This is a genomic window from Micromonospora sp. NPDC049645 (assembly GCF_040675155.1).
Classification (GTDB): Bacteria; Actinomycetota; Actinomycetes; order Mycobacteriales; family Micromonosporaceae; genus Micromonospora.
Genome location: NZ_JBFAOI010000015.1, coordinates 1 through 23,466, shown reverse-complemented (window position 1 = coordinate 23,466; position 23,466 = coordinate 1). Strand labels below are relative to the sequence as shown.

The 23,466-nt window shown below is 70.9% G+C and carries 21 protein-coding genes and 2 tRNA genes; 14 read left to right on the top strand and 9 right to left on the bottom strand.

Annotation, left to right across the window (positions count from 1 at the left end; all coding sequences use genetic code 11):
• Positions 1–40: 40 nt before the first annotated feature.
• Complete coding sequence (gene pepN / locus AB0J33_RS26270; RefSeq protein WP_363616944.1) at positions 41–2,590, bottom strand: aminopeptidase N; 2,550 nt, start codon at positions 2,588–2,590, stop codon at positions 41–43.
• A gap of 220 nt (positions 2,591–2,810) precedes the next feature.
• Between pepN and AB0J33_RS26265 the strand changes: the two genes are divergently transcribed.
• The 4 genes from AB0J33_RS26265 to AB0J33_RS26250 all read left to right on the top strand — a co-directional run bounded on the left by AB0J33_RS26265 (position 2,811) and on the right by AB0J33_RS26250 (position 5,898).
• Positions 2,811–3,437, top strand: coding sequence for a DsbA family protein (locus AB0J33_RS26265; RefSeq protein WP_363616942.1), 627 nt, complete (start codon positions 2,811–2,813; stop codon positions 3,435–3,437).
• A gap of 99 nt (positions 3,438–3,536) precedes the next feature.
• On the top strand, positions 3,537–4,064 hold the full coding sequence (locus AB0J33_RS26260; protein ID WP_363616940.1) for a hypothetical protein: 528 nt from the start codon (positions 3,537–3,539) through the stop codon (positions 4,062–4,064).
• 79 nt (positions 4,065–4,143) lie between these two features.
• Positions 4,144–5,343, top strand: coding sequence for a DUF1015 family protein (locus tag AB0J33_RS26255; RefSeq protein ID WP_363616938.1), 1,200 nt, complete (start codon positions 4,144–4,146; stop codon positions 5,341–5,343).
• Between the two features lie 87 nt (positions 5,344–5,430).
• On the top strand, positions 5,431–5,898 hold the full coding sequence (locus AB0J33_RS26250; protein ID WP_363616936.1) for a ribose-5-phosphate isomerase: 468 nt from the start codon (positions 5,431–5,433) through the stop codon (positions 5,896–5,898).
• 10 nt (positions 5,899–5,908) lie between these two features.
• On the opposite strand, the gene AB0J33_RS26245 is transcribed toward AB0J33_RS26250, so the two are convergent.
• Positions 5,909–6,247 (bottom strand): hypothetical protein, encoded by a 339-nt coding sequence (locus AB0J33_RS26245; RefSeq protein ID WP_363616934.1) that lies wholly within the window; start codon positions 6,245–6,247, stop codon positions 5,909–5,911.
• 138 nt (positions 6,248–6,385) lie between these two features.
• On the opposite strand from AB0J33_RS26245, the gene AB0J33_RS26240 reads away from it, so the two are divergent.
• Positions 6,386–6,931: a hypothetical protein gene (locus AB0J33_RS26240; RefSeq protein ID WP_363616933.1), complete on the top strand. Its 546-nt coding sequence runs from the start codon at positions 6,386–6,388 to the stop codon at positions 6,929–6,931.
• 191 nt (positions 6,932–7,122) lie between these two features.
• Here AB0J33_RS26240 and AB0J33_RS26235 read toward each other — a convergent pair whose 3' ends face one another.
• Positions 7,123–7,887 (bottom strand): class I SAM-dependent methyltransferase, encoded by a 765-nt coding sequence (locus AB0J33_RS26235; RefSeq protein ID WP_363616931.1) that lies wholly within the window; start codon positions 7,885–7,887, stop codon positions 7,123–7,125.
• Positions 7,888–8,017: 130 nt separating this feature from the next.
• On the opposite strand from AB0J33_RS26235, the gene AB0J33_RS26230 reads away from it, so the two are divergent.
• From AB0J33_RS26230 to fxsT, 3 genes are read left to right on the top strand one after another with little or no spacing between them, the layout of a single operon-like run.
• Complete coding sequence (locus tag AB0J33_RS26230) at positions 8,018–8,389, top strand: CU044_2847 family protein (protein WP_363616929.1); 372 nt, start codon at positions 8,018–8,020, stop codon at positions 8,387–8,389.
• Positions 8,390–8,446: 57 nt separating this feature from the next.
• The gene (locus tag AB0J33_RS26225) at positions 8,447–9,406 is read left to right on the top strand and encodes a trypsin-like peptidase domain-containing protein (RefSeq protein WP_363616927.1); all 960 of its coding nucleotides are present in this window, start codon (positions 8,447–8,449) and stop codon (positions 9,404–9,406) included.
• Positions 9,403–12,603: an FxSxx-COOH system tetratricopeptide repeat protein gene (fxsT, locus tag AB0J33_RS26220; protein ID WP_363616925.1), complete on the top strand. Its 3,201-nt coding sequence runs from the start codon at positions 9,403–9,405 to the stop codon at positions 12,601–12,603. Before AB0J33_RS26225 ends, fxsT begins: the two co-directional genes overlap by 4 nt.
• Positions 12,604–12,661: 58 nt before the next feature.
• Here fxsT and AB0J33_RS26215 read toward each other — a convergent pair whose 3' ends face one another.
• From AB0J33_RS26215 to AB0J33_RS26195, 5 genes are all read right to left on the bottom strand, one after another.
• Entirely contained in the window at positions 12,662–13,888 is a 1,227-nt protein-coding gene (locus AB0J33_RS26215) for an HEXXH motif-containing putative peptide modification protein (RefSeq protein WP_363616923.1), read from the bottom strand.
• A complete protein-coding gene (locus AB0J33_RS26210; protein ID WP_363616921.1) occupies positions 13,849–14,010 on the bottom strand; it encodes a hypothetical protein in 162 nt (53 codons plus the stop codon). The genes AB0J33_RS26215 and AB0J33_RS26210 overlap by 40 nt, the downstream gene beginning before the upstream one ends.
• A 170-nt stretch (positions 14,011–14,180) precedes the next feature.
• On the bottom strand, positions 14,181–16,328 hold the full coding sequence (locus tag AB0J33_RS26205) for a M14 family zinc carboxypeptidase (protein ID WP_363616919.1): 2,148 nt from the start codon (positions 16,326–16,328) through the stop codon (positions 14,181–14,183).
• Positions 16,329–16,438: 110 nt separating this feature from the next.
• Positions 16,439–16,630: a hypothetical protein gene (locus AB0J33_RS26200; RefSeq protein WP_363616917.1), complete on the bottom strand. Its 192-nt coding sequence runs from the start codon at positions 16,628–16,630 to the stop codon at positions 16,439–16,441.
• Between the two features lie 111 nt (positions 16,631–16,741).
• Positions 16,742–16,815, bottom strand: a tRNA-Gly gene (locus tag AB0J33_RS26195).
• 272 nt (positions 16,816–17,087) lie between these two features.
• Between AB0J33_RS26195 and AB0J33_RS26190 the strand changes: the two genes are divergently transcribed.
• From AB0J33_RS26190 to AB0J33_RS26165, 6 genes are all read left to right on the top strand, one after another.
• Positions 17,088–17,161: transfer RNA gene (locus tag AB0J33_RS26190), tRNA-Pro, on the top strand.
• Positions 17,162–17,299: 138 nt separating this feature from the next.
• Positions 17,300–18,646: a trigger factor gene (gene tig, locus AB0J33_RS26185; protein WP_363616915.1), complete on the top strand. Its 1,347-nt coding sequence runs from the start codon at positions 17,300–17,302 to the stop codon at positions 18,644–18,646.
• 250 nt (positions 18,647–18,896) lie between these two features.
• A complete protein-coding gene (locus tag AB0J33_RS26180; RefSeq protein WP_088988027.1) occupies positions 18,897–19,538 on the top strand; it encodes an ATP-dependent Clp protease proteolytic subunit in 642 nt (213 codons plus the stop codon).
• A 10-nt stretch (positions 19,539–19,548) separates the two neighbouring features.
• Positions 19,549–20,211 carry an ATP-dependent Clp protease proteolytic subunit gene (locus tag AB0J33_RS26175; protein WP_030333536.1) on the top strand — a complete coding sequence of 221 codons (663 nt, stop codon included), beginning with the start codon at positions 19,549–19,551 and terminating at the stop codon, positions 20,209–20,211.
• Positions 20,212–20,420: 209 nt separating this feature from the next.
• Positions 20,421–21,716 (top strand): ATP-dependent Clp protease ATP-binding subunit ClpX, encoded by a 1,296-nt coding sequence (clpX, locus tag AB0J33_RS26170; RefSeq protein WP_030333537.1) that lies wholly within the window; start codon positions 20,421–20,423, stop codon positions 21,714–21,716.
• 152 nt (positions 21,717–21,868) lie between these two features.
• Positions 21,869–22,666 carry a carbon-nitrogen hydrolase family protein gene (locus AB0J33_RS26165; RefSeq protein WP_363616911.1) on the top strand — a complete coding sequence of 266 codons (798 nt, stop codon included), beginning with the start codon at positions 21,869–21,871 and terminating at the stop codon, positions 22,664–22,666.
• Between the two features lie 26 nt (positions 22,667–22,692).
• Here the strand turns inward: AB0J33_RS26165 and AB0J33_RS26160 are convergent, their stop codons facing one another.
• Positions 22,693–22,917 (bottom strand): hypothetical protein, encoded by a 225-nt coding sequence (locus tag AB0J33_RS26160; protein ID WP_363616909.1) that lies wholly within the window; start codon positions 22,915–22,917, stop codon positions 22,693–22,695.
• Positions 22,918–23,466: the final 549 nt, after the last annotated feature.

Below are 23,466 nucleotides of genomic sequence, written 5' to 3'. Positions count from 1 at the left end.
GGGTCACACCCACGCCGGCCCCGGGCCGCGTACGCCATGCTCAGGCGCTCTGCGCGTCCTTCGCGCGGGCCTTCAGCGCCCGCACCACTCCGTCGCGGCCCTCGGCCACCAGCCGACGCAACGGGCCGGGGTGCCCGTCACCGGCCAGCCACGCGTCGGTGGCCGCCACCGTGTCGTCCTCGACCAGGTAGGTCGGGTACGCCAGCTGGGCGAACTCCTGCGCCGGCTCGCTGTCCCGGGTGGCCCACACCTGGCCGACCGCCGCGAAGTACCGCTCCCGGTACGGGGCGACAAGCTCCACCTGCGCCGGGTGGGCGAAGCCCTGCAACAGCGCCCGGTGCCGCCAGTTGGGCAGCGCGTCCGGGCCGGTGAGCAGGGCCCACACGGCGGCCTTGTTCTCGGCGGTCGGGATCAACGCGTGCGCGTACGCCGCCTCCCGCTCGCCACTGGCCGTGCGGTCGCTGCTCAGCTCCGCCTCGATCTCGGCGGCGCCGGCGGCGCCGTTGGCCACCAGCGCGGCAAGGACCGACCAGCGCAGCTCGGTGTCCACAGTCAGCCCGGCCGGCATCCCGCTGCCGTCCAGCCAACCGCGCAACGTCGCCAGGTCCTCCTCGGATCGGGCCGCCGACGTGAACGCGCGGGCCCAGGCCAGCTGGAAACCGCTGCCGGGCTCGGCGGCGGCGAGCGCGTCCCGGGCGGTACGGGCCAGGTCGGCCCAGCCGGTCGGTGCCCAGGCCGGGTCGGCGTAGAGGGTGAGCGTGGTGGTCGCCTGGCGCAGGGTGGCGGTGACCAGGTTGATGTCGGTCTCCGCGGGGAGCCCGCTCAGCGTCAGCGCCACGTAGTCCCGGGCGGACAGTTCGGCGTCGCGGGTCATGTCCCACGCGGCGGTCCAGCACAGCGCACGAGCCAGCGACGAGTCGAAGCCGCCGATGTGCTGCACCACGGTCGCCATCGAACGCTCGTCGAGCCGCAGCTTGGTGTAGCTGAGGTCGTCGTCGTTGAGCAGCAGCACGTCGGCGGCCCGGACGCCGCGCAGCGGAGCGAGATCGGTGTGCTCGCCGGTAACGTCCACCTCGTACCGCTCACGACGGACCAGCCGCCCGTCGGTCAGGTCGTACAGGCCGACGCCGATCCGGTGCGTCCGCAGCGTCGGGTACGACGCCGGCGCCTCCTGCCGCACCAGCACCTGCTCGTACGTGCCGTCCGCCGCGATGGTCACCTCCGGCCGCAGCGTGTTGACCTGTGCGGTCTCCAACCACTGCGCGGCGAACTTGCGCAGCTCCCGCCCGGACGCCGCCTCCAGCTCGGTGAGCAGGTCGTCGAAGGTGGCGTTGCCCCACGCGTGCTTGCCGAAGTAGGCCCGCAGCCCGGCCACGAACGGCTCCTCACCGACGTACGCGACGAGCTGCTTGAGCACGCTCGCGCCCTTGGCGTACGTGATGCCGTCGAAGTTGACCTCCACGGCCTCCATGTCCGGCATGTCGGTGTAGACCGGGTGGGTGGAGGAGAGCTGGTCCTGCCGGTAGCCCCAGTTCTTGCGGATGGACAGGAACGTCGTCCACGCCTCGGTGAACCGGGTGGCGTTGGTGTTGCACCAGTGGCTGGCCCACTCGGCGAACGACTCGTTCAGCCACAGGTCGTTCCACCAGCGCATGGTGACCAGGTCACCGAACCACATGTGGGCCAGCTCGTGCAGGATCGTGTTGGCCCGCTGCTCGTACTCGAAGTCGGTGACCTGCGAGCGGAACAGGTAGTGCGACTCGGCGTGCGTCACGCAGCCGAAGTTCTCCATGGCGCCGGCGTTGAAGTCGGGCACCCAGAGCTGGTCGTACTTCGGCAGCGGGTAGCGCACGCCGAACTTCTCGTGGAAGAAGTCGAAGCCCTGCTTGGTGATCAGGAACAGGTCGTCGGAGTCCAGATAACGCGCCATCGACGCCCGGCAGAACGCCCCCAGGTCGATGCCGTCGTGCGAGTCACGCACCTCGTGGTACGGCCCGGCGCACATCGCCGTGATGTAGGTGCTCATCCGGGGCGACTCGGTGAAGTGCAGCGTCTTGAGCGCCTCGCCCGCCGGCTCCTCCCGCTGCACGGGCATGTTGGACACGGCCCGCCAGTGCGCCGGCACGGTGACGTGCCAGGTGTAGACGCTCTTCAGGTCGGGCTGGTCGAAGCAGGCGAAGACCCGCTGCGCGTCGGCCGTCTCGAACTGGCTGTAGAGATACGTCTCGCCGTCCACCGGATCGACCGTTCGATGCAGACCCTGGCCGCTGTTGGAGTAGCCGAAGTCGGCGTCGACCACCAGGGTGTTGTCGGCGTTCAATCCGGACAGGACCAGGCCCTTCTCCGCCGACCACGCGGAGAGGTCGACCGGCGTGCCGTTCAGCGTCGCGGACCGCACCGAGTCGGCGGCCAACTCGATGAATGTGCTCGCGCCCGGCTCGGAGCAGCGAAACCGGACCTCGGTCGTCGACCGGAACGTGCGGCCGTCGGCCGCCAGCACGGCGGTCGACAGGTCCAGAGTGATGTCGTACCCCGTCACGTTGAGCAGGCGTGCCCGCTCGGTCGCCTCGACCTGCGTCAGGTTGCGCACTCCCGGCACTGTTCGTCTCCATCCCACATGTCGCCGTACGCCCGGCGGCGCCCGTTCGCCTACCGCTCGTGACGGCCGGCCCGTTTCGAGTCTTCCATGTACGGGCAGCCCGCGGTGGCCGAGGTCACGCTCTCATTCGGCTGCCGGCGGGTGCGCTGCGGGGTGAGGATTCTCCTGAGACGCCGACCGTCGGCGCCACCCGTCGCGAAGGGACCTCACCGTGAGCGATCGAGTCACCGCCGACATGTGGTTCGACCCGGCCTGCCCGTGGGCCTGGATCACCTCCCGTTGGCTGTTGGAGGTCGAGCAGATCCGGGACGTGGACATCCGCTTCCACGTGATGAGCCTGGCCGTGCTCAACGAGGGCCGCGACGAGCTGAGCGAGGACTACAAGGAGTTCCTGAAGACCGCCTGGGGCCCGGTGCGGGTCTGCATCGCGGCCGAGCAGCGCCACGGCAACGACGTGCTGCGCCCGCTCTACACCGCGCTCGGCACCCGGATCCACCTGCGGCAGCAGCCGCGGGGTCCGGAGCTGTACGTCGCCGCGCTGACCGAGGCCGGCCTCGACCCGGCGTTGGCGGCGGCCGCCGACAGCACCGACTACGACGAGGCGCTGCGGGCGAGTCACGAGGCCGGCATGCGCCCGGTCGGGCAGGACGTCGGCACCCCGGTCGTGCACGCGCCCGGCCCGGACGGCGCCCCGGTCGCCTTCTTCGGCCCGGTGATCACGCCGGCGCCGAAGGGGGAGGCCGCCGGTCGCCTCTGGGACGGCGTGCTGCTGGTCGCCGGCACCCCGGGCTTCTACGAGCTCAAGCGCACCCGCGAGCAGGGCCCGATCTTCGACTGAGGGCCGTGGCGTCACCGGTGGGCGGGCGGCGTCGTTTCCCTCGGTGTCCGCCGCAGCGACCCGTAGGGCCGCACGCCGCAGTTCGTGGAGGCAATCCCAATGGCCAAGCACCGTGCGTCCGGTGACGATCAGTTGACCCGGCAGGGGGTGATGGAGACTCCCGGCGCGGCCTACTGGTCCGTTGACGACTCCCGCTGGCCGACGGTCCGCCCGGACCTACCCGCCCACCTGGTGGACCTGCTCGCGCCGCCCATCGTGGTGGGCGTGGCTCGGGTCCCGGTGACCTCCCGGCTCACCCCGCCCGCGTCGGCCGACCCGCTGCCGTCGGCCGTCGACGCCGTGCCGGCAGTCGACGCCGTGCCGGCGCTGGTGCCGGCGCTGGTGCCGGCGGCAGCGGCACCGGCGGAACCCGCGCCCCCACCGCCGGCGCCGCCGCGCCCGGTGCCGACGCCGCCGCCGAACCCCCGGCCCGTTCCGGCGCCGCCGCCCGAACGCCCGGTGCCGACGCCGCCGGCATCGCCACGCCGTGCCCTGAACACCGGGCCGATCGGCACCGGTCGGCGGGGGAACGGCGGGCCGGCGAGCGCGGGTAGGCACCGCCGGGGCACCTCCGACCGCGCCGGCTGACCAGCTGGGCGCTTTCATCTGGTGGACGCCCCGCGGGTCCCCGGCGGCGGCCACACCGTCGCCGGTAGCGTCAGTCGGCATGACGGTCGTGCATCCGATCTCCCGGGCCTGGGTCACCACTGGCGGCACCGGCGCGCAAAACTACGACGAGTTCGCCGACGACGCGGAGATCACCGCGATCATCGAGTCGAACCCGCACAGTGCCCTCGGCATCGAGATGCCGCACCGCGCTCCGCAGAGCCTGGGCAAGTCGTTCCTCGACGCGCTGCCCGACGCGGTGGCCCGCCTCGCCGAGGCCAAGGCCGACGGCAGCTACACCCCCGCCGAGCAGGTGGTGGTGCTCTACCGGATCAGCGCGCCCGGCGAGGAGCCGGCGTACGGGCTGTTCGCGATGGTGGACACCGACCAGATCTCCACCCGGGCGGACGAGCCGGGCCTGGTCATCCGCAACGAGGACGTCTTCATCGCCAAGGTGCGCGAGCGGGTGGCGCTCGCCGAGGCGCTGGGTCACCTGCTCTCACCCGTACTCCTGCTTCAGACCGGGCGTGGCGACGAGCTGCATGCCGCCCTCGCGGCGGCGACCGACGCGGCCGGCGCGCCCGCCGCGACCGACACCGACCAGGCGGGCCGCACGCACGCCATCTGGCTGCTCGGCCCCGGCCCGGAGCAGACCGCGCTGACCGCCCTCGCCGCCGGCGGGGACCTGGTCGTCGCCGACGGCAACCACCGCAGCCTGGCCGCCCAGACCGGCGGGCTGCCGCGCTTCCTGGCCGTGATCACCACCCCCGCGTCGGTGGCCATCCAGCCCTACAACCGGCTGGTCAGCGAGCTGACCACCACTCCGGCCGAGCTGCTCGACCGACTGCGGGCCGCCGGCGCCGAGGTCGAGCCGATCGACGGCCCGGTCGAGGTCCCGGCGGCCGGCGGCACCGTGCACCTCCGCCTCGCCGACCAGGGGTACGCGGTGCGCCTGCCCGCCACGGCCGCCGCCCGCCTGGAAAACCTGGACCACGCCCTGGTCGAGCGACTGCTGCTGCGCGACGCGCTCGGTCTGGACCCGGGCGACAAGCGGATCACCTACGTCGGTGGTGACTACCCGGCGAGCTGGCTCACCGGTGAGGTCGACGCCGGGCGGGCCGAGCTGGCCATCCTGATCGCCCCGGTGACCGTGGCGGACTTCGTCGCGGTCAACCTGGCCAGGGAGAAGATGCCCCGCAAGAGCACCTGGTTCACCCCGAAGGCGCGTGGCGGGTTGGTCGTCGCCGAGCTGCCGCGCTGAGCGCCGCCACCCCGACCGTGTGACGAACCCGGCTCGGGGACGCCGCCCCCGCGACGTCCCCGAGCACGGCCTGACAGACTGCCCGGTATGCGCGTCTATCTGGGATCCGATCACGCCGGTTTCGAGCTGAAGGTGCACCTGGCCAACCACCTGGCCATGCAGGGGTACGACGTGGTCGACGTCGGCCCGCACGCCTACGACCCGGACGACGACTACCCGACGTTCTGCCTGCACACCGGCGACCGGGTGGTGGCCGACGAGACGGGCCTCGGGGTGGTCATCGGTGGGTCCGGCAACGGTGAGCAGATCGCCGCGAACAAGGTCGCCGGTGTGCGCGCCGCGCTGGCCTGGAGTGTCGAGACCGCACAGTTGGCCCGCCAGCACAACGACGCGAACGTGGTCGCGATCGGCGCCCGCCAGCACACCCTGGACGAGGCCACCGGGATCGTCGAGGCGTTCCTGGACACTCCGTTCTCCGGCAACGAGCGGCACGCCCGCCGGATCAACCAGGTGGCCGAGTACGAGCGGACCCGGAAACTGCCCGAGCTGCCCTGACCTCGACGGTTCAGCGCGGTGAGCGGGGCAGCTCCTCCCGGGGCACCCAGTTGCGGCGTACGACCACCACCCGGGCCTCCGCCTCGGCCAGGTCGTCGTCGTCGGGGCGGGCCGCGTCCCGGGCCCGCAGCGCGGCGCTCAGCCCCACCTGGGACGAGCCGGAACCGACCAACCCGCGCAGCCCCCGCTCACCGTCGCGTTCCTCGCCTGCGCTCCGGCGCCGCGGCGGCGGGTCGTCACCGTCGTGCACACCCGGTGTGCTGGCCGTCGGGCCGTGGGCACCCTGCCTGGACGGCTCGGTGTCGGAGTGGTGGCGCAGCCGTCGCCGTCGTCGGTCGGGGTCACCCATCAGCCGACCGTACCCGTCCGGGCGTGCCGGCGCACCGTCGCGCGGGCTCGGGTCTCGGCCGGGGTCGGCGACCGATTTGCCGGCTGGCTACCCTCGAATCCAGGCGGTGCTGTTGCCGTCGGTCAGGGGGAGGACGAGATGGCAGACCAGACGCAGCCGTGGGCGGAGCGGACCGTGGAGGTGCCACCGCAGGCCGGCGTCGGGGTGCCGCCGCAGCGTGACGGGTTCCGCCGGGGTGTCGCTCCGGTAGGCCAGCCGCGCAGCCCGCGGACCGAGCCGTTCCCGGTGGTCGAGCAGGAGCCGACCGGCACCGGCTGGCCCGGCGAACCGGCCCCGCACCGCTCGCTCAGCTCGCGGATGGCGCAGCTGCGGCGTGGCAGTGAGTGGAGTTCGGCGGCCGGCCTCTTCGCGTTCGTGTGCTGGGGGATCTGGGCGTTGTCCGGCCAGGGGGACCTGAGCGGCCCGCTGCTGGTCCTGCTGCTCAGCCTGCTGGTGGCGGTCGGCCTGTTCGCGCTGTTCCGGCTGGTCGGTCGGGTGGTGCTGGAGCGGCAGCTCGGTCGGGTCCGGCGCGGCGCACGAGGCGCCCACCTGGCGACGGCGGTGTTCCTCGCCGGCCTCGGTGTGGCATGGCTCCAGCAGACCGAATGGGTCGTCTCGGCCTGGAACTGGATCTCCTCGAACTGATACCCGGGGAACGCCGGGCGGGCCGGCCTTCGCCGCCCGCCCGTGCGCCCGGTCGCGGCACGCCGCGCCATCGGTCGTCTCCCCACCAGGCAGGGTCGCCGCTTACCCGACCGGGCGCGGTTCATCCGTGGCGGACCGGTCCGACTGGTACTCGTTCGGGGACCTGGGCAGGCGCCGGCAGCGCGCCCCGGTCAGTCCTGGGGTTTGTGTGCCCGGACCAGGATGCGCTGCGCATGGGCCACGAACGGCCCGTGCCGGCGGATGTGCTCGTGCAGATCGGCGAGGCGGGCCCGGTAGCGGTCGACGGTGAAGTCCGGGACCGTCCAGATGACCTTGCGGAGGAAGTGCACCACCGCGGCGACGTCGTTGAAGGTGGTCGGCAGCGCCTCCTGCCGCAGCTCGTCGACGACCAGGCCGGCGGCCTGCGCGGACGCGGCGGCGCGGGCCGCGCTGCGCTCGTCGCCGACCTCGCGGGGACCGGTGAGGAACTCGGCCAGTTCCCGGTTGGTGCCGGGGCCGATCTGCTGGGCCAGGTAGCACCCGCCGGGGGTGAGGACCCGCGCGATCTCGTCCCACAGCACGACGTTGGGATGCCGGCTCACCACCAGGTCGAACGTCTCGTCGGGGAACGGGAACGGAGCGTCCTCGGCGACGTCGACCACCCGTACACCGCGCGGTTCGAGCGCGCGCCGGGCCAGCTGGAGGTTGGGCGGCCAGTGCTCGGTGGCGACGGTCACCGGGGGAAACACCGGCACCTCCGAGAGCACCTCGCCGCCGCCGGTCTGGATGTCCAGTGCGGCTCGGGCCACCCTCATCTGGGCCGCCATGAGCTTCAGATAGCCCCAGGACGGACGCTGTTCGGTCGCGCGGCCGTGGAACCAGGAGAAATCCCAGCCGTCGACGGATGCGTTAGCGCCTTCGCGGAGAAGATCCTCGAAGGTTGCCGTGTCCTGCATTCCGCCAGGCTGACAGCCCACGGTCGGGATGGCAAGCAGAATCGTCCGGTGTCGGCACGGGGTGCCATCCAATGACCCCTGTCAGTGATCCGACACGAATTCCGAACGATCTTTCGGCGAGAATTTGCGGGTGGCGGATCTCCTGCGTTTCGAGACTGATCAGGGTGTCCTCCTCGTCGAGGAACATGTCGGCACCGATCTGGAACGGGTCGGTCTGCTCGACCGGATCCGCCCCGCCCGACAGACGCTGGAAATGTCACTGGCCCAGATCAAACCCGCCCTCGACGCGGCGTTGGGCGTGGTCCGGGGGATGTCGGTGCGGCCCGACCAGGTGGAGGTCGAGATCGGCGTCACCCTCACCGCGGAGGCCGGCGCCGTCGTCGCTCGTACCAGCGCGCAGGGCCACCTCACGGTGAAGCTGATCTGGGCCGGGGACGCCACCGCCGGGTCACCGCGCGGCGACAGCGGGCCGGTAGCACCGGGAGGCGCCGCCGATGGCTGACCGCGGCGCCGGTCGCCGGCCGCCAACCGTCCGGGTCGCCTGGTCGGCGGAGCACGGATGACCGGCATCCGGTCGCTCGCCGGCCGGGTGCGGATACGCGGCGGGCAGTCGTCCTCGGTCGTCGGCGCGGGCATCCAGCTGACCGCCGATCTGGTGCTGACCTGCCGGCACGTCGTCGACGACGGCACCGGGCCGGACCAACCGGGGCTCTCCGTCGACACGCCGAACGACCCCGGCACCGGGGTCGCCGCCGAGGTGGCCTGGTCGCGTGGCGTCGGCCCGGCGGGCGACGGCGACCTGGCGGTGCTGCGCTGCGCCACGCCGCTGCCATCCACCCCCGCCAGCCTGGCCGACCGCGGCGAGGAGGAGTTCGACGTGCGGATCGTCGGCTTCCCGGCCAACACCCCGGCGTCCGTGCTGGTGCTGGCGCGGACCGTCGGTCCGGTCGATCCGCACACCGGGTGGCGGCAACTCGACCGGATCTCCTCCGCGACGGCGGGAATCGACCGGGGGTTCAGCGGCTCCGGGGTGTACGCCTCGGACGGCGCCGTGGTGGGCATGGTGCTGGCTCGGGCGAGCGTCGGCCAGCAGTTGGTCGCCTGGATGCTTCCGGTCGGGCAGTGGCGTGCCCTGTTGCCCCCTGCCCTGTTGCCGCCCGGCCTGCTGCCGAGCCTGGTCCGGTCGGCGCCGCGCACCGTGCCGGCGGCGCTCTCCTTCGCGGAAAAGATGGCGTTGGCCCGGCTGCTGGAGGAAATCCCACTACTCCGGAATCCCGACAGCCGTCAATTGGTCATTCAGTCGCTGCCGGCACACATCAGTCGAATGGTGCACCTATTCGGACCATTGGGTCTCGACATGTTCGGTCTGATTCGGACGAGCCTAGAATACGAAGATGGGATCGCGGCTCTCTATCGCGTCCTGCTGTTGACGGAAGGGGCCGAGAGTCGGCCACTGCGGGCCTTCCGTGACCTTGCGGAGAGCCTCGGTCTGCTGACCGGTACGGAGGACAATCGGTGACGACGCCCCGGATGCCGAGCGCCCAGGTGCAAGCCATCTGCGACGCGCTGCTGTCGATGAAATCGATCAATGACGGCAACACCCGGTCGCTCTACCTCGACGAGGTCGAGGGAGAGCTGCGCAAACCGCTGTCGGTGCCCCGGCACTCCGAGGTCCGCTACGACGTCTACCGCATCGTGCGCGCCTGCGCGCAGGAGCCTCGGGGCATGTCGACGCTGTTGCAGGTCATCGGCAACTTCCATCCGGGCGCCGCCGGGGTCGCCACCGCGCAGCAGGTCTACCTCTCCTGGCTGCTCGCGCAGTCGCTGAGCGACGTCCCGGCCGAGGTGTTGGCCGGAGCCGTCGCGGGGGTGTCGGATCACCCGTTGTCGCCGGAGGACCTGCCCGGTCTGGTGGAGGCCGTCGGCTGGCAGCCGGTGGGCGACTGGCAGGTCCCCGCCGCCGTGGCGCTGGCGGGCCTGGTCCTCGCCGGCCTGGAGTCGGACGGGAAGCCGGTGCAGCAGTGGTTGCGGGAGGCGGCAGCGGCCCTGCGGCTCACCCCCGCCGACCTCGACGATGTGCGCGTGGCTGCGAAGGCGCACTGGACGTCGCTACGATCCCCGCACCAGGCGGCACCGGTCGAGGCCGGTGGAGAGGAACCTGAATCCGACATGCGCAGGACGATCATCATCGAGGAGACGACGCCCCAGCGATCCCGGACTCTCATTCGGGGCGGCGTTCCACCGCGCAACCTGTACTTCACCGGCCGGGAGAAGCAGCTCGTCGAGCTCGACGAGCTGCTCTCGTCACAGCACCGGGCCTCGGTGCTGCCGGAAGCGGCTCTGCGTGGTGTCGGTGGGGTCGGCAAGACCCAGCTCGCGGTCGAGTTCGCCTACCGGTACGCGGACCGCTACCAGCTGATCTGGTGGATGGCCGCCGAGGACCTCAGCGCGGTGCGTACCTCCATCGCGGCCCTGGGCGAACGGCTCGGCCTGGCGGCGAGCACCAGCCTGGAGCAGACCGTGCGGACCGTGCTCGACTCCCTGTCGACGAGTTCGCTCAGTTGGCTGCTGGTCTACGACAACGCCGACGACCCGAACGAGCTGGCCGCGCTCATGCCCTCCTCCAACCTGGTCGGCGAGCGGGGGCACGTCCTGGTCACCTCACGGAACATGGCCTGGTCGGCGAGCGCCCTGACCCTGGACGTCGATGTCTTCACCCGGGCCGAGAGCGTGGAACTGCTGCTCAAGCGGCGCCCGGCGACCACCGCTGACGACGCGCGGCGGCTCGCCGCGGAGCTTGGCGACCTGCCGCTCGCCCTGGAACAGGCCGCCAGTTGGCTGCTCACCATGCTGTCGTCGGTCGACGAATATCTCCTCGACCTGAAGCAGCACGCCCGGGAGCTACTGGGTGAGGGCCAGCCCCGGCAGTACCGGGGCACCGTGCTGACGGTGGTGTCGATGGCGCTCGCCGCGGTACGCGAGCAGAGTCGCGCCGCCGCGCAGCTGATCCAGATGCTGTCCTTCCTCAGCCCGGAACCGGTCCCGATGCGGCTGCTGTGGGAGGGTCGGCGGGCCGAGTTGGACGAACCCCTGCGCACCAGCCTGCAGGAGCGCAACGACATCGCCCGAGCCATCCGGCAACTGGCCTCGTTCGGGCTCGCGAAGGCGGACAACGCCGGCCGGCACGTGCAGGTGCACCGATTGGTGCAGGCGGTCCTGCGGGAAGGGCTCGCCGAGCAGGGCGACGACAGCGCGCTGACCAACGCCCGACGGCTGCTGGCCGCGGCCAACCCGGGCTTCCCGGACGACCGGAGCACCTGGCCACGCCACGCCGACATCGCGCCGCACGTCCGCGTCGCCGGCCTGATCCACGGTGACCTCGACGCCCGCCGGACCGCGATGGACCAACTGCGCTACATCTACAACCTGGGCGACTTCGAGGGCTGCCGGGACTTCGCGGAGGAGATCCTGGCCGCCTGGGACCAGCCCGGTCCCGACGGCCAACGCAGCGGCGACCCGCTGACCCTGCTGGCAATGCGCCGGTACGCGGACGCCCTGCGGCTGCTCGCCGACCCGCGCGCGGCCGAGTTCGGTCTCGAGGCGCTGGAGCGGATGCGGACCAGCCTCGGTGAGGAACACGAGTACACGCTCGGCGCGGCGAACAGCGTCGGCGCGGACCTACGACGGATCGGCGACTTCGCGGCCGCCGCCGAACTGGACCGGCGCAACCTCGACGTGCACCGGCGGGTGCTCGGCGACGGGCATCCGAGCACGCTGCGCGTGATGAACTCGATGGCGATCAACCTCCGCCTGACCGGCGACTTCGAGGGGGCGTACGCCCTCAACCTCGAGGTGGCACGGCACGCCGGCGCGGCGGCCGAGGACGGCACCTACGCGCTGGTGCTGGCCCAGGAGGCCCAGGCCCGCGACCTCTACCTGCTGGGCCGGTACGCCGACGCGCTGGAACTGCTCGACACTTCGCTGCCGGTGCAGCGGTCGCTGCTGGGCGCGGAACACCTCACCGTGCTGCGTGCCACCTGCATCCACATCGCCTGCCTGCGCAAGACCGGTCGACTGGACGCCGCCGTGACCGAGGGCGCGGCCAACTACCGGCTGGTGACCCGCCGCTTCGGCACCGACCACGTGCTGACTGCGGAGGCGGCCATGACCTGCGCCAACGCCATGCGCGCCGCGGGCGACGCCACGCAGGCGTACACCCTGGCCTCCCAGGGGCACGCCACCTTCCGCGCGGTCTTCGGGGAACGGCACCCGGTCACCCTCTGCGCCGCGGTCAACCTCGGGGTGATCCTGCGGGCCCGCAACTTCGACCGGGAGGCCCGGGAGTTGGGTGCGGCCACCCTCCAGGCGATGGGCGAGGCGTTGCCGCCCACCCACCCGTACCTGCTGAGCGCCCGTTCGGCGCAGGCGATCAATCTGGTCCGCTCGCACCGACTGGAGCAGGCGCAGGTGCTCTCCGAGGCGATCCTCGCGGACTCGCGTCGCCTGCGCGGGCCCGAGCACCCGTACACGCTCTACTGCGCGGTCAACGCCGCCGTCGATCTGATCGAGGTCGGCGAGGAGGCCCGGGGCCGCGAGCTGCTCGACGAGGCCGCCGCAGCGCTGGAGGCGTTGTTCGGGCCGGACCACCCGGAGGTGGACGCCGCGCGGGGGCAGCGGCGCATCGAGTGCGACATCGAGACCGTCGGGCTGACCTGACGTCGCGCTCGCCGGCGGCGTCGATCGCCGCCGAGCGCGCGCCGGGAAGCGGCGGTTTTCACCCGGTGGTGATCGTCCGCCGACGTACGCGCTCCGCCTCCGCCACCGTCCGCCGCCCGGCGGCGTCGGCGGACACCGGAACCGGCACGGCCGCCAGACGACCGATTCGTTCGGTCAGGAGATCCGTCCACAGCCGCCCGGCCTCGGTGAGACTTCCGGCGCGGGCGAGTTCCAGCAGAGCGCGTTCCAGTTGCGCCCGCACCACCGCGAACCGCGCGACGGCCTGGGTTGCCAGTGGGGGATGGGCGCCGAGCGCGGCCCACACCTCGGCGACGGCCGTGAACGCGTACGTGCCGTGCAGCAGCCCGCCGATCGGGCGCGGGTCGGGACGCCAGGGCGCGAAGTAGCGCGCCGGATCGGACGGTTCGTAGAGCTGGACCAGGCCGAGGACGGCGTTGAGCTTGCTGTGTTGCAGCTCGTGCACCATCGTCACGGCCAAATCGACCGGGTCGAGGTCGACGTCGGCGGCGAACGCCCCGAAGGCGTCGGCGTGCGTGACGCTGTGCCCGCTCCGGGCGCCCCCGGCCAACGGCACGAGCGTGCCGATCCCGGCGGCCACCTCGGCAGCGTGCCCCGGGGCGTACCCGACGAGCAGGTGCCAGGCGTGCCCGACGGACCGCTCCAGTTCCGTGGCCCGCCGGGTGGGGAGCCGGCCGGCGACCGGCAACCCGAAGCAGTCGCGGTAGGGGTCCAGGTCGTCGACGCGCAGGTCGAGGGTGACCGACTGGTCGGCGTAGCGCCACCCGCGGGTGGCCGTCCACTGTCGTCCGGTCAGGTCGGCCGGTGTCACCGTCGTGCCGCCGCCGCGTCGGCGCAGCACTCCGAGCCCCGGCACGGGCACCAGCCCCGCGTACGGCGTGACCGGTACCGCTGCGTCCGACCAGCCGGTGAGAGCGGCCGCCGCGAGTGCCGCGAACGGGAGGTAGTCCGGTCGGCCGGTGACGCCGTGCCGGACGCGGTCGACCGCCCAGGCGGCCAGCCACGGGTGGTCGAGCAGCACGTCCGCGGCGGCGGGATCGAGACGGTGGACCTGGCCGAGCAGGTGCGCCGACGCCGCCAACGCGTCGTCGGTGTCGGCGAGGTTCTTCAGGATGAGCATCGTGCGGTTGCGTTGCGCGCGCCGCAGACCGCGGATGGAGGCCGGGTCCGACCGCCCGTCGGCCAGCCGGATGAACTCCGACCGGGTCAGGTGGAGTCGGCGCCGGGGTCGAGGAAGCTGTTCCAACCGGTCAGCGTCGTCTGCCGGGGACTCTTCAGCGTCGCGACCAGTTCCTCGATCCATCGGGCCAGTTCCGGATCCTCGTCGCGTAGCAGGTGGCTCAGGCCCTGCGGCAACACGTCAACCACAATGAGGTGATCAGGTGCGGGTTGCTCAGTCATCAATGTCCCGGGTTGGCGCAGGCGTCCTGACATGAAAACACGTCAACCTCTGTGATCACCATCGGCTTACCGACCGGCACCGCTGCGGTCCCGTACCGCCGTCGGCCACCCCCGACGGCGGTACGGGAACCCCGGGGTCAGCCGGCGGCCGCCTCGGCGGCGGCGTAGTCGCGGGCGACCCGGACCAGCTCCACCAAGCCGCCGGCGTACTCCTGGGACTCGCCGTGCGCCTCGTCGAACGGCGGCTGGAAGCCGACGCTCTCCCACTGGCCGGTCGCCGGGTTCCACCTGTCGTTGCCGACCTCGAAGTCCCAGGCGAAGATGCCCAGCTCGTAGTAGAGCTGGTCGGCCGAGTTGCCGGCGGCGGAGTAGAGCACGTCGGCGACCGGCCCGGTCTGCGACGGCCAGGTGACGGTCCCGCGCTCCTGCGCGATGGCGCCGACGATCCGCCGGGCGCTGTTCAGGAACAGCGTCGACTCGTCGATCGACGGCCGGGGCAGGGTGACCCTGCCGTCGGCCCGGTACGCCCCCGGCGGCCACATGAAGTACCCGCCGTAGGAGTGCACGTTCATCGCGAACTTGATGTTCGGGTGGTCCTGGGCGAGCGCGATCACGTTGCGGCTCTCCGCCTCGGACAGCTCCGCCGTGCCCGCGTAGTTGCCGGACAGGCAGTTGGCGCTGGCGCCCACGTAACCGTCGAAGTACGACCCGACGGTGTAGTTGCGGTTGACGTCGACGCCCCACGAGGTGCGGTTCTTCGGGTCGCGGGCCGCCCCGGTGCAGTGGTTGACGAGATTCTTGCGCTGGAAGTTGAAGTCGTTGAACGAGTAGTTCGCGCCGTCCGGGTTGACCGTCGGGATGACGAAGATGTCGACCTGCTCCAGCAGCTCACGGGTGGCCGGGTCGGTCCGGGCGTTGGCCAGCATCCGCTCGGCGAACTCCAGCGTCACCAGTGGGGTGGCCCACTCCCGGGCGTGTTCCTGGGAGTACGCGAGCACCCCGACCCGGGAGCCGTCCCGGTGCACGCCGAGGCGCAGCGCCTGCACGGTCCACGGTCGGGCCGGCACCTCGGTGCCCTGGAGGCCGTCGTCGAGTCGGGTCGGGCCGGCGACGGGCATCGGCAGCCCGGCCGAGCCGTCCTCGACGACGGCCCGGAACCGGTCCGGCTGCCGGGCGTTGATCGCCGCCGCGACCTCGTCGGTGGTGCTCACCGTCTTGCCCGCGGTGTCGGTGGCCAGTGACACGGTCAGGACGCGGTCGCGGTAGCCGACGGTCAGCGGCCGGTTCGGCCGGCCCGGGTCGACCGTCCGCACCTGCACGCCGTTCATGCTCTGGTCGCCGAAGCGGACCGACTCGACCACCACGGCGGCCACCGCGGGGTCGCCCAGGTAGCCGGCGGCGGTGCGCCGGTAACCCTGGGTCTTGTTCGGCAGGTCGATCACGTCCACGAGGTCCCGGTACTGGCGGGCCAGCCGCTTGATCCGTGCCTGGATGTCCACCGGCGTCAGGTACGCGTCGATGAAGTCCTTCTGGTAGCCGGCCGGCAGCGGCGGCGGGGTGGCGTTGGGCCAGAGCGCCGGCGTGACCGCCCGGCTGACCCCACCGAGGCTGGAGGTGGCGGTCAACTGAACCGGCCGGTTCGGCACCGGCTGGGGAAGGTTGTAGTGGTACTGGTACTCGCCCGAGTCCTCGAACCGGTACAGCGGGAACGAGCCGGTGGCACCGTCCGCCGTCCGCCAGCTGACCGTTATCTCCACGTCCGGGTCGTCGGTGGCGGTGGTGGCAACCTGGGCCTGGAGGAACGTCTGCCCGGTCGTGGTCCACCAGTACGCCTGCTGCACCTGGAGGGTGTCCACGGCCGCGGCGGTGGTGGTCCGCTGGCCGGCGGCCGAGGCGCGCAGTCCGGCGGCGGTACGGGCCTGCGCCGCGCGGACGCTGTCGGCGTAGTGCCGGTTGCCGTCCCCGGCGCGCTGCACGATCTGCACGGCCGTCGCCCCCTGAGCGGTCAGTTCGGCGAGTTGCGTGCCGCTGACCACCAGGTCGGCGAGGATCCGACCGTCTCGGGAACGGGGCCGATTGGCCAGGTCCGCACCGGTGGCGACGAGCCGGTCCAGCTGGGCCTGGTCGCGGAGCTGGACCCGGACCACCGCGGTTTCGGTGGCGCTCAGGGTGATCGGGGCGGCCGGGGCGGCGGGGGCCGCCGCTCCGGGGGCGGGGTGGGACAACACTGCGCTGAACAGGATCGCTGTGGTGGCGGCAGCTGTCCACCGTCGTCGGACGATCATGTGCCCTCCTGTGACGGACGTCGATGTGCTTGGTCCTTACACCAGTGCATAGATCGACAACTGTCAAGGGAAGCTGTGGGCGCTCCGCTAGCGGCGTGCCGTGAGCGGCATCAGGACGAGGGCGGCAACGCCGAGCGCGATGGCGCCGGTGGCCCACCACCAGAAGAATCCGAGAAGATCGAGGCGATCAGGAGCCCCGCGCCGAGACCGGCCAGCAGGCCGAGTCCGAACAGGGCCCGTGGGGGCAGGGCGAGATGCGGCAGGCGTCGCACCACCAGCACGCCTTCACCATCGTCCGACATCGTTACAGTCTCGGCTGCCCGCGCCCGTGGTGACAGGGGCCGTGTCGGCAGACAACGCACCGGGCGGACCGGAATCGGAAAGAAACCCCTCCGACCTGGGCCGGAGGGGTGTGGAGCGGGCGACGAGAATCGAACTCGCGTAGTCAGTTTGGAAGACTGAAGCTCTACCATTGAGCTACGCCCGCGTGCACCCCGCCGAAACGGGACGCCCCTACAGCGTACCCAATGCCGTCGCCCGACGTGAAACCGTGCCACCGCCCCGCGGTGCCGCGTCGTCCCCAGGCCGCGTCGCTCCCTCTTGAGATCCGCGCGACGTCAGGGATGTTGTGCGGATCTTGGCGGTACGGGCCGCACGGTCCCGGTGAGGGAGGAATGGTGGTTTTCGGGCGTTCTGTCCGGGTGGCGGATGCCCCGGCACCACCTGAGGCGTGGCGACGGCATAGACTGCACGTCGCCACGGGGTGTGGCGCAGCTTGGTAGCGCACTCGCTTTGGGAGCGAGGGGCCGTGGGTTCAAATCCCGCCACCCCGACTGTCGTCCGCGATCGGGCCGCACCGGGTGCCGCCCAGTGCGGCCCCCGGGCGATGCCGGAGCGTCAGGCCGGCTCGCCTACACTCGATGGGCTGAATCACGCCCAGACTCAACTGAGATCCGTCAAGGAGTACGCCTGTGAAGAGCACCGTCGAGACTCTGAGCCCGACGCGCGTGCGGCTCGCCATCGAGGTGCCGTTCGTCGAGCTCGAGCCGAGCCTCAAGAAGGCGTACCGGGAGATCGGTTCGCAGGTCCAGGTCCCGGGCTTCCGCCGGGGCAAGGTGCCGACCGCGGTGATCGACCAGCGGGTGGGCCGGGGCACCGTCCTCAACGAGGCGGTCCAGGAGGCCATCCCGGAGAACATCCTCGCCGCCGTGCGCGAGCACGACCTCAAGACGCTGGGGCGCCCCGAGGTCGAGATCACCGAGTTCAACGACGGTGACTCGCTGAACTTCACCGCCGAGGTCGACGTCCGTCCGGAGATCACCATCCCGGACGCGAGCACCATCGAGGTGACCGTCGACGAGCTGCAGATCGACGAGAGCGAGATCGACGAGCAGGTGAAGAACCTGCGGGAGCGTTTCGCGACCCTCAAGACCGTCGAGCGGGCCGCCGTCGAGGGCGACTACGTCCAGATCGACCTCAACGCCACCGTCGACGGCGAGGACGTGCCGGGCGGCCAGGCGAGCAACATCTCCCACGAGGTGGGCAGCAAGCAGCTCCTGCCGGGCCTCGACGAGGCCGTTGTCGGCCTCGCCGCCGGCGAGGACACCACCTTCACCACCCAGCTGGTCGGCGGCGACTTCGCCGGTCGGGACGCCGAGGTGGCGGTGACCGTGCGCACGGTCAAGGAGAAGGAGCTGCCGGAGCTGAACGACGAGTTCGCCCAGATGGCCAGCGAGTTCGACACGATCGAGGAGCTGCGCGGCGACCTGCGCGCCCGGGTCACCCAGGGCAAGCAGGTCGAGCAGATCTACGCCGCTCGGGACAAGGCGCTGGCCCAGCTGGTCGAGGCCGCCGAGATCCCGGCCCCGGAGGGTGTCGTCCGCGAGGAGGTCGAGAGCCGCAAGCAGGCGATGGTCGACCAGCTGGAGCGGATCGGCGCCTCGATGGAGGAGTACCTCGCCGCCGAGGACAAGACCGAGGAGCAGATCGACGCCGAGCTGACCGAGGCGGCGACCGAGGGCGTCAAGGTCCAGCTCCTGCTGGACACGCTCGCCGACGCGGAGGACGTGCAGGTCTCCGACGACGAGTTCGGGCACGAGATCGTGCACCGGGCGCAGCGTGCCGGGATGGCTCCGCAGCAGTACTACGACCAGCTGGTGCGCTCCGGCGCGGCGGCCGCCGTCTTCGGCGACGTGCGGCGGGGCAAGGCGCTCGCGGCCGTCATGGAGCGGATCACGATCAAGGACTCCGCCGGCAACGAGGTCACCCTCGACGCCCTGCGCGCCGCCAACGAGGCGGAGCACAACCACGACCACTGATCGTCGGGTGCGGCCGCCGTCCGCCGCTGAGCGGTGGACGGCGGCCGTTTCCCTTTCCGGGGTACGCCCCGGCAGCAAGCACTGCCGGGGTACGTCCGGGCAGCAAGCACTGCCGGGGGTACGCCCGGAAGCCCGCGCCGCGGGTACGCCCGACAGCTGCGCTGAGAGCGAACACTGCCCCGACCGGGACTCTGCCGCCTCGCACAGCGGTTAGTGTCGGGAAAGACGGTACGGAGAGCGAAGGGCTGCCATGACCGACATGCACATCCCCAAGAAGTCGCTCCGGGCGATTGACGCGCGCGGTGGCGACTCCATTGGCAACCTCGACGACTCGGTCTACAACCGGTTGCTCAAGGAACGCATCATCTTCCTGGGCAGTGAGGTGACCGACCAGGTCGCCAACCGCATCTGCGCGCAGCTGCTGCTGCTCGCCGCGGAGGACCCGGACCGCGACATCAACCTGTGGATCAACTCGCCGGGTGGCTCGGTCTACTCCGGCATGGCGATCTACGACACCATGCAGTTCATCGACAACGACGTGTCGACCGTGGCGATGGGCATGGCTGCCTCGATGGGCCAGCTGCTGCTCTGCGCGGGCACCAAGGGCAAGCGTTACGCCCTGCCCCACGCGCGGATCATGATGCACCAGCCGTCCGGCGGTCTGGGCGGCACGGCGTCCGACATCGCCATCCAGGCGGAGCAGATGCTCTACACGAAGCGGATGTTCCAGGAGCGGGTCGCGCACCACACCGGTCAGGACCAGTCGCAGATCGAGGCCGACTCGGACCGGGACCGTTGGTTCACCGCGCAGGAGGCCATGGACTACGGCTTCATCGACAAGGTGATCATCGGAGCCGCTCAGGTTCCGGATGGCGCCGGGACCCTGAGCTGAGGAGCTGACGATGACTGATCTGAGCCTGCCGCCCCAGTTCGCGGCCGTGCACAACCGCTACGTGCTGCCGTCGTTCGTCGAGCGCACGTCGTACGGGGTCAAGGAGTCGAACCCGTACAACAAGCTCTTCGAGGACCGGATCATCTTCCTCGGCGTCCAGGTGGACGACGCGTCGGCAAACGACGTGATGGCCCAGCTGCTGACGCTCGAGGGCACCGATCCGGACCGCGACATCATCATGTACATCAACTCGCCGGGTGGGTCGTTCACCGCCATGACGGCGATCTACGACACCATGCAGTACGTCCGTCCGGACATCTCGACGGTCTGCCTCGGGCAGGCCGCCAGCGCGGCGGCTGTGCTGCTCTCGGCGGGCACCCCGGGTAAGCGGATGGCTCTGCCGAACTCGCGGATCATCATCCACCAGCCGGCCACCGAGGGCGGCTACGGGCAGGGCTCGGACATCGAGATCCAGGCTCGGGAGATCCTGCGAATGCGTACGCAGCTGGAGGACATGCTGTCCCGCCACTGCAACCGCCCGATCGAGCAGGTCCGCAAGGACATCGACCGTGACAAGATCATGACGGCCGAGGAGTCCAAGGAGTACGGGCTGGTCGACACGATCCTGACCAGTCGTAAGAAGGGTCTGCTGGCGGCCAACGCCGCCCGCTGAGCAGTACCGGGTCAGAGGTTGGCCGGGGCTCCGTTCCCGGCCGACCTCTGACACACCCGTTTTGGGGGTCGGAGAATGCCCCGCCAGCGGGTAACGTCGGGTCCGTACCGCTTCGCCGGTTGGGCCGGTGAGGCGAACTAAGCCGGGCGGCGCGCAGCGTCCGCAGGTCAGGGCCGGGTCTCCGGCCGATGAGTGCAGGGAGAACGTAGGTGGCACGGATCGGTGACGGCGGCGACCTACTGAAATGCTCCTTCTGCGGCAAGTCGCAGAAGCAGGTCAAGAAGCTCATCGCGGGCCCAGGGGTCTACATCTGCGACGAGTGCATCGATCTCTGCAACGAGATCATCGAAGAGGAGTTGGCCGAGTCCGGCGAGGTGAAGTGGGAAGAGCTTCCCAAGCCGATGGAGATCTGCCAGTTCCTCGACACCTACGTGGTGGGCCAGGATCAGGCCAAGAAGGCGCTCGCCGTCGCGGTCTACAACCACTACAAGCGGATCCAGGCCGAGGCGGCCGGCGCGCCGGGCTCCGGCAGTGACGCCGTCGAGCTGGCCAAGTCCAACATCCTGCTGCTCGGCCCGACGGGTTGCGGTAAGACCCACCTGGCGCAGACCCTCGCCCGGATGTTGAACGTCCCGTTCGCCATCGCCGACGCCACCGCGCTGACCGAGGCGGGCTACGTCGGCGAGGATGTGGAGAACATCCTCCTCAAGCTGATCCAGGCCGCCGACTACGACATCAAGCGCGCCGAGACCGGCATCATCTACATCGACGAGGTCGACAAGATCGCCCGCAAGTCGGAAAATCCGTCGATCACGCGCGACGTCTCCGGTGAGGGCGTGCAGCAGGCCCTGCTCAAGATGCTCGAGGGCACGGTGGCCAACGTGCCGCCGCAGGGTGGCCGTAAGCACCCACACCAGGAGTTCATCCAGATCGACACCACCAACGTGTTGTTCATCTGTGGTGGCGCGTTCGCCGGCCTCGACCAGATCATCGAGTCCCGCACGGGGCAGGGCGGCACCGGCTTCGGCGCCCGGCTCAGGTCGGTGTCCGAGCGGTCGACCGACGACATCTTCAGCCAGGTCATGCCGGAAGACATGCTCAAGTTCGGGCTGATCCCGGAGTTCGTCGGCCGGCTGCCGGTGATCACCAACGTTCGGAGCCTGGACCGCAGCGCACTCGTGCGGATCCTCACCGAGCCACGCAACGCCCTGGTCCGGCAGTACCAGCGCCTGTTCGAGCTGGACGGGGTCGAGCTCGAGTTCGACGAGCCGGCCCTGGAAGCCATCGCCGATCAGGCGATGCTGCGCGGCACCGGTGCCCGCGGTCTGCGGGCCATCATCGAGGAGGTCCTGCTCTCCGCGATGTACGAGGTGCCGAGCAACCCCGACGCCGCCCGGGTGCTGATCACCCGCGAGGTCGTCCTGGAAAACGTCAACCCCACGATCGTGCCGCGCGAGTTCACCGGCCGACGGGCCCGGCGGGACCGCGAAGAGAAGTCCGCCTGATCCTCCCCGCGTCACGCCGGCCGCTCAGTCATGAGCCGGCCGGCGTGACCGCGTTCGGAGCTGCCCGACCGTGGCCACCGCGGCAGCACCACATCGCCTGTCCGCCACCCTGAGGCTGTCCGCCTGCGGCCTTTCCGCCGTACCCTTGGCTCATGCGTGTCGCCGTCTGCCAGCTCAACGCCCGAGACGACCGTAAGGCCAATCTGGCGGCGGCGGAGGCCCTGCTGGAGCGCGCCGCCGCCGGCGGGGCGGATCTCGCCGTCCTCCCGGAGTACGTCGACTACCTCGGCCCCGCCGCTGGACTGCCCGAACCGGAGCCGGTGGACGGGGAGGTGGGCGACTTCTTCGCCGGGGTCGCCCGGCGGCTCGGCATCTGGCTGGTGGCCGGTTCGTTCCACGAGGCCGGCCCGGATCCAGACCACACCTGGAACACCTCGCTGGTCTTCGACCGGTCCGGCAGCCTGGCCGCGAGCTATCGGAAGATCCATCTGTACGACGTGGAGATCCCCGGTCGGGTCTCCTACCGGGAGTCGGCGAGTGTCGCGCCCGGGGCGCAACCGGTGGTGGTCGACGTCGAGGGGCTACGGGTCGGTCTGTCGATCTGCTACGACCTGCGCTTCCCCGAGCTGTACCGGCTGCTCGCCACCGACGGCGGGGCGCAGTTACTGGTGGTGCCGGCCGCGTTCATGATGCACACCGGGCGGGACCACTGGGAGGTCCTGCTGCGAGCCCGGGCCATCGAGAACCAGTGTTTCGTGGCGGCGGCCGGCCAGACCGGTGACCACGAGCCTGGTCGTACCTGCTTCGGGCGCAGCATGGTGGTCGACCCGTGGGGGACGGTGATCGCCCAGCTGCCGGACGGCGCGGGGGTCTCCGTCGTCGACCTGGACCTCGACCGGCTCGCCGCGATCCGGGCCGAGCTGCCCAGCCTGGCCAACCGACGGCTCTGAACCCTTGGGCTGCCGAATCTGAGCCCTCAGCCTTCGAGTAGAACGCCGATCACCGCGAAGCCGGCGATGGCCGCCGCGGTGATCAGCAGCGCGGTGGTCATGCGGGACTTGCCCCGTCGGGCCAGCCGTCCCACCGAGAGCACGAGTACGACAAGCACAAGCGCGCCGATGACCAGCTGCCAGAACGACCCGAGGAGGCCGAGTAGTGCCTCCTCGGCGAACACCGTGGCACCGCGCCCGGACTCATCCATGTCTGACACTCTGGCACGTCGAGGCGGCCCGCGTCCCGGGCAGCGCCGGGGTCGGTTGCGCGTCGCTCGTCCAAACCAGTGATGAACCCTGATTTGCCTTCTCCGGGCTGTCCGCGTAACTTTCTCTCTGCACGGGGGAGGTCGGACAAACCGGCCGAGAACGGGCGCCAGGCTCGTGGCGGAGACGCCGAGCGAGACTGAGGATCGGGCGGTGCGGAACACTCCGGATACGGGGTTGCGAACGCGAAGCCGACCGGGTAGAGTTTCGAAGCCGGCAGGAGCCGGGCGGAGAGCCGCGAAGCGGCGATCGGCCGGTCTGCGGCTTCCCACGATAGAAACGACCGCCGAGTTCGGCGTGCGTCATCGTGGATCCGGACGAGCCACATTGATCACCTCAAACGCGAGGTTGACAATGAAAACTCGACCAAGTAGGTTTGAGCGGTTGCCCCGAAACGGGGTTCCACTGAGGTGGGGCTTCTGGTCGGTGTGTGGTTGTTCTTTGAGAACTCAACAGGGTGCTTGTAAAGCCAGTGCCAATTATGATTTATA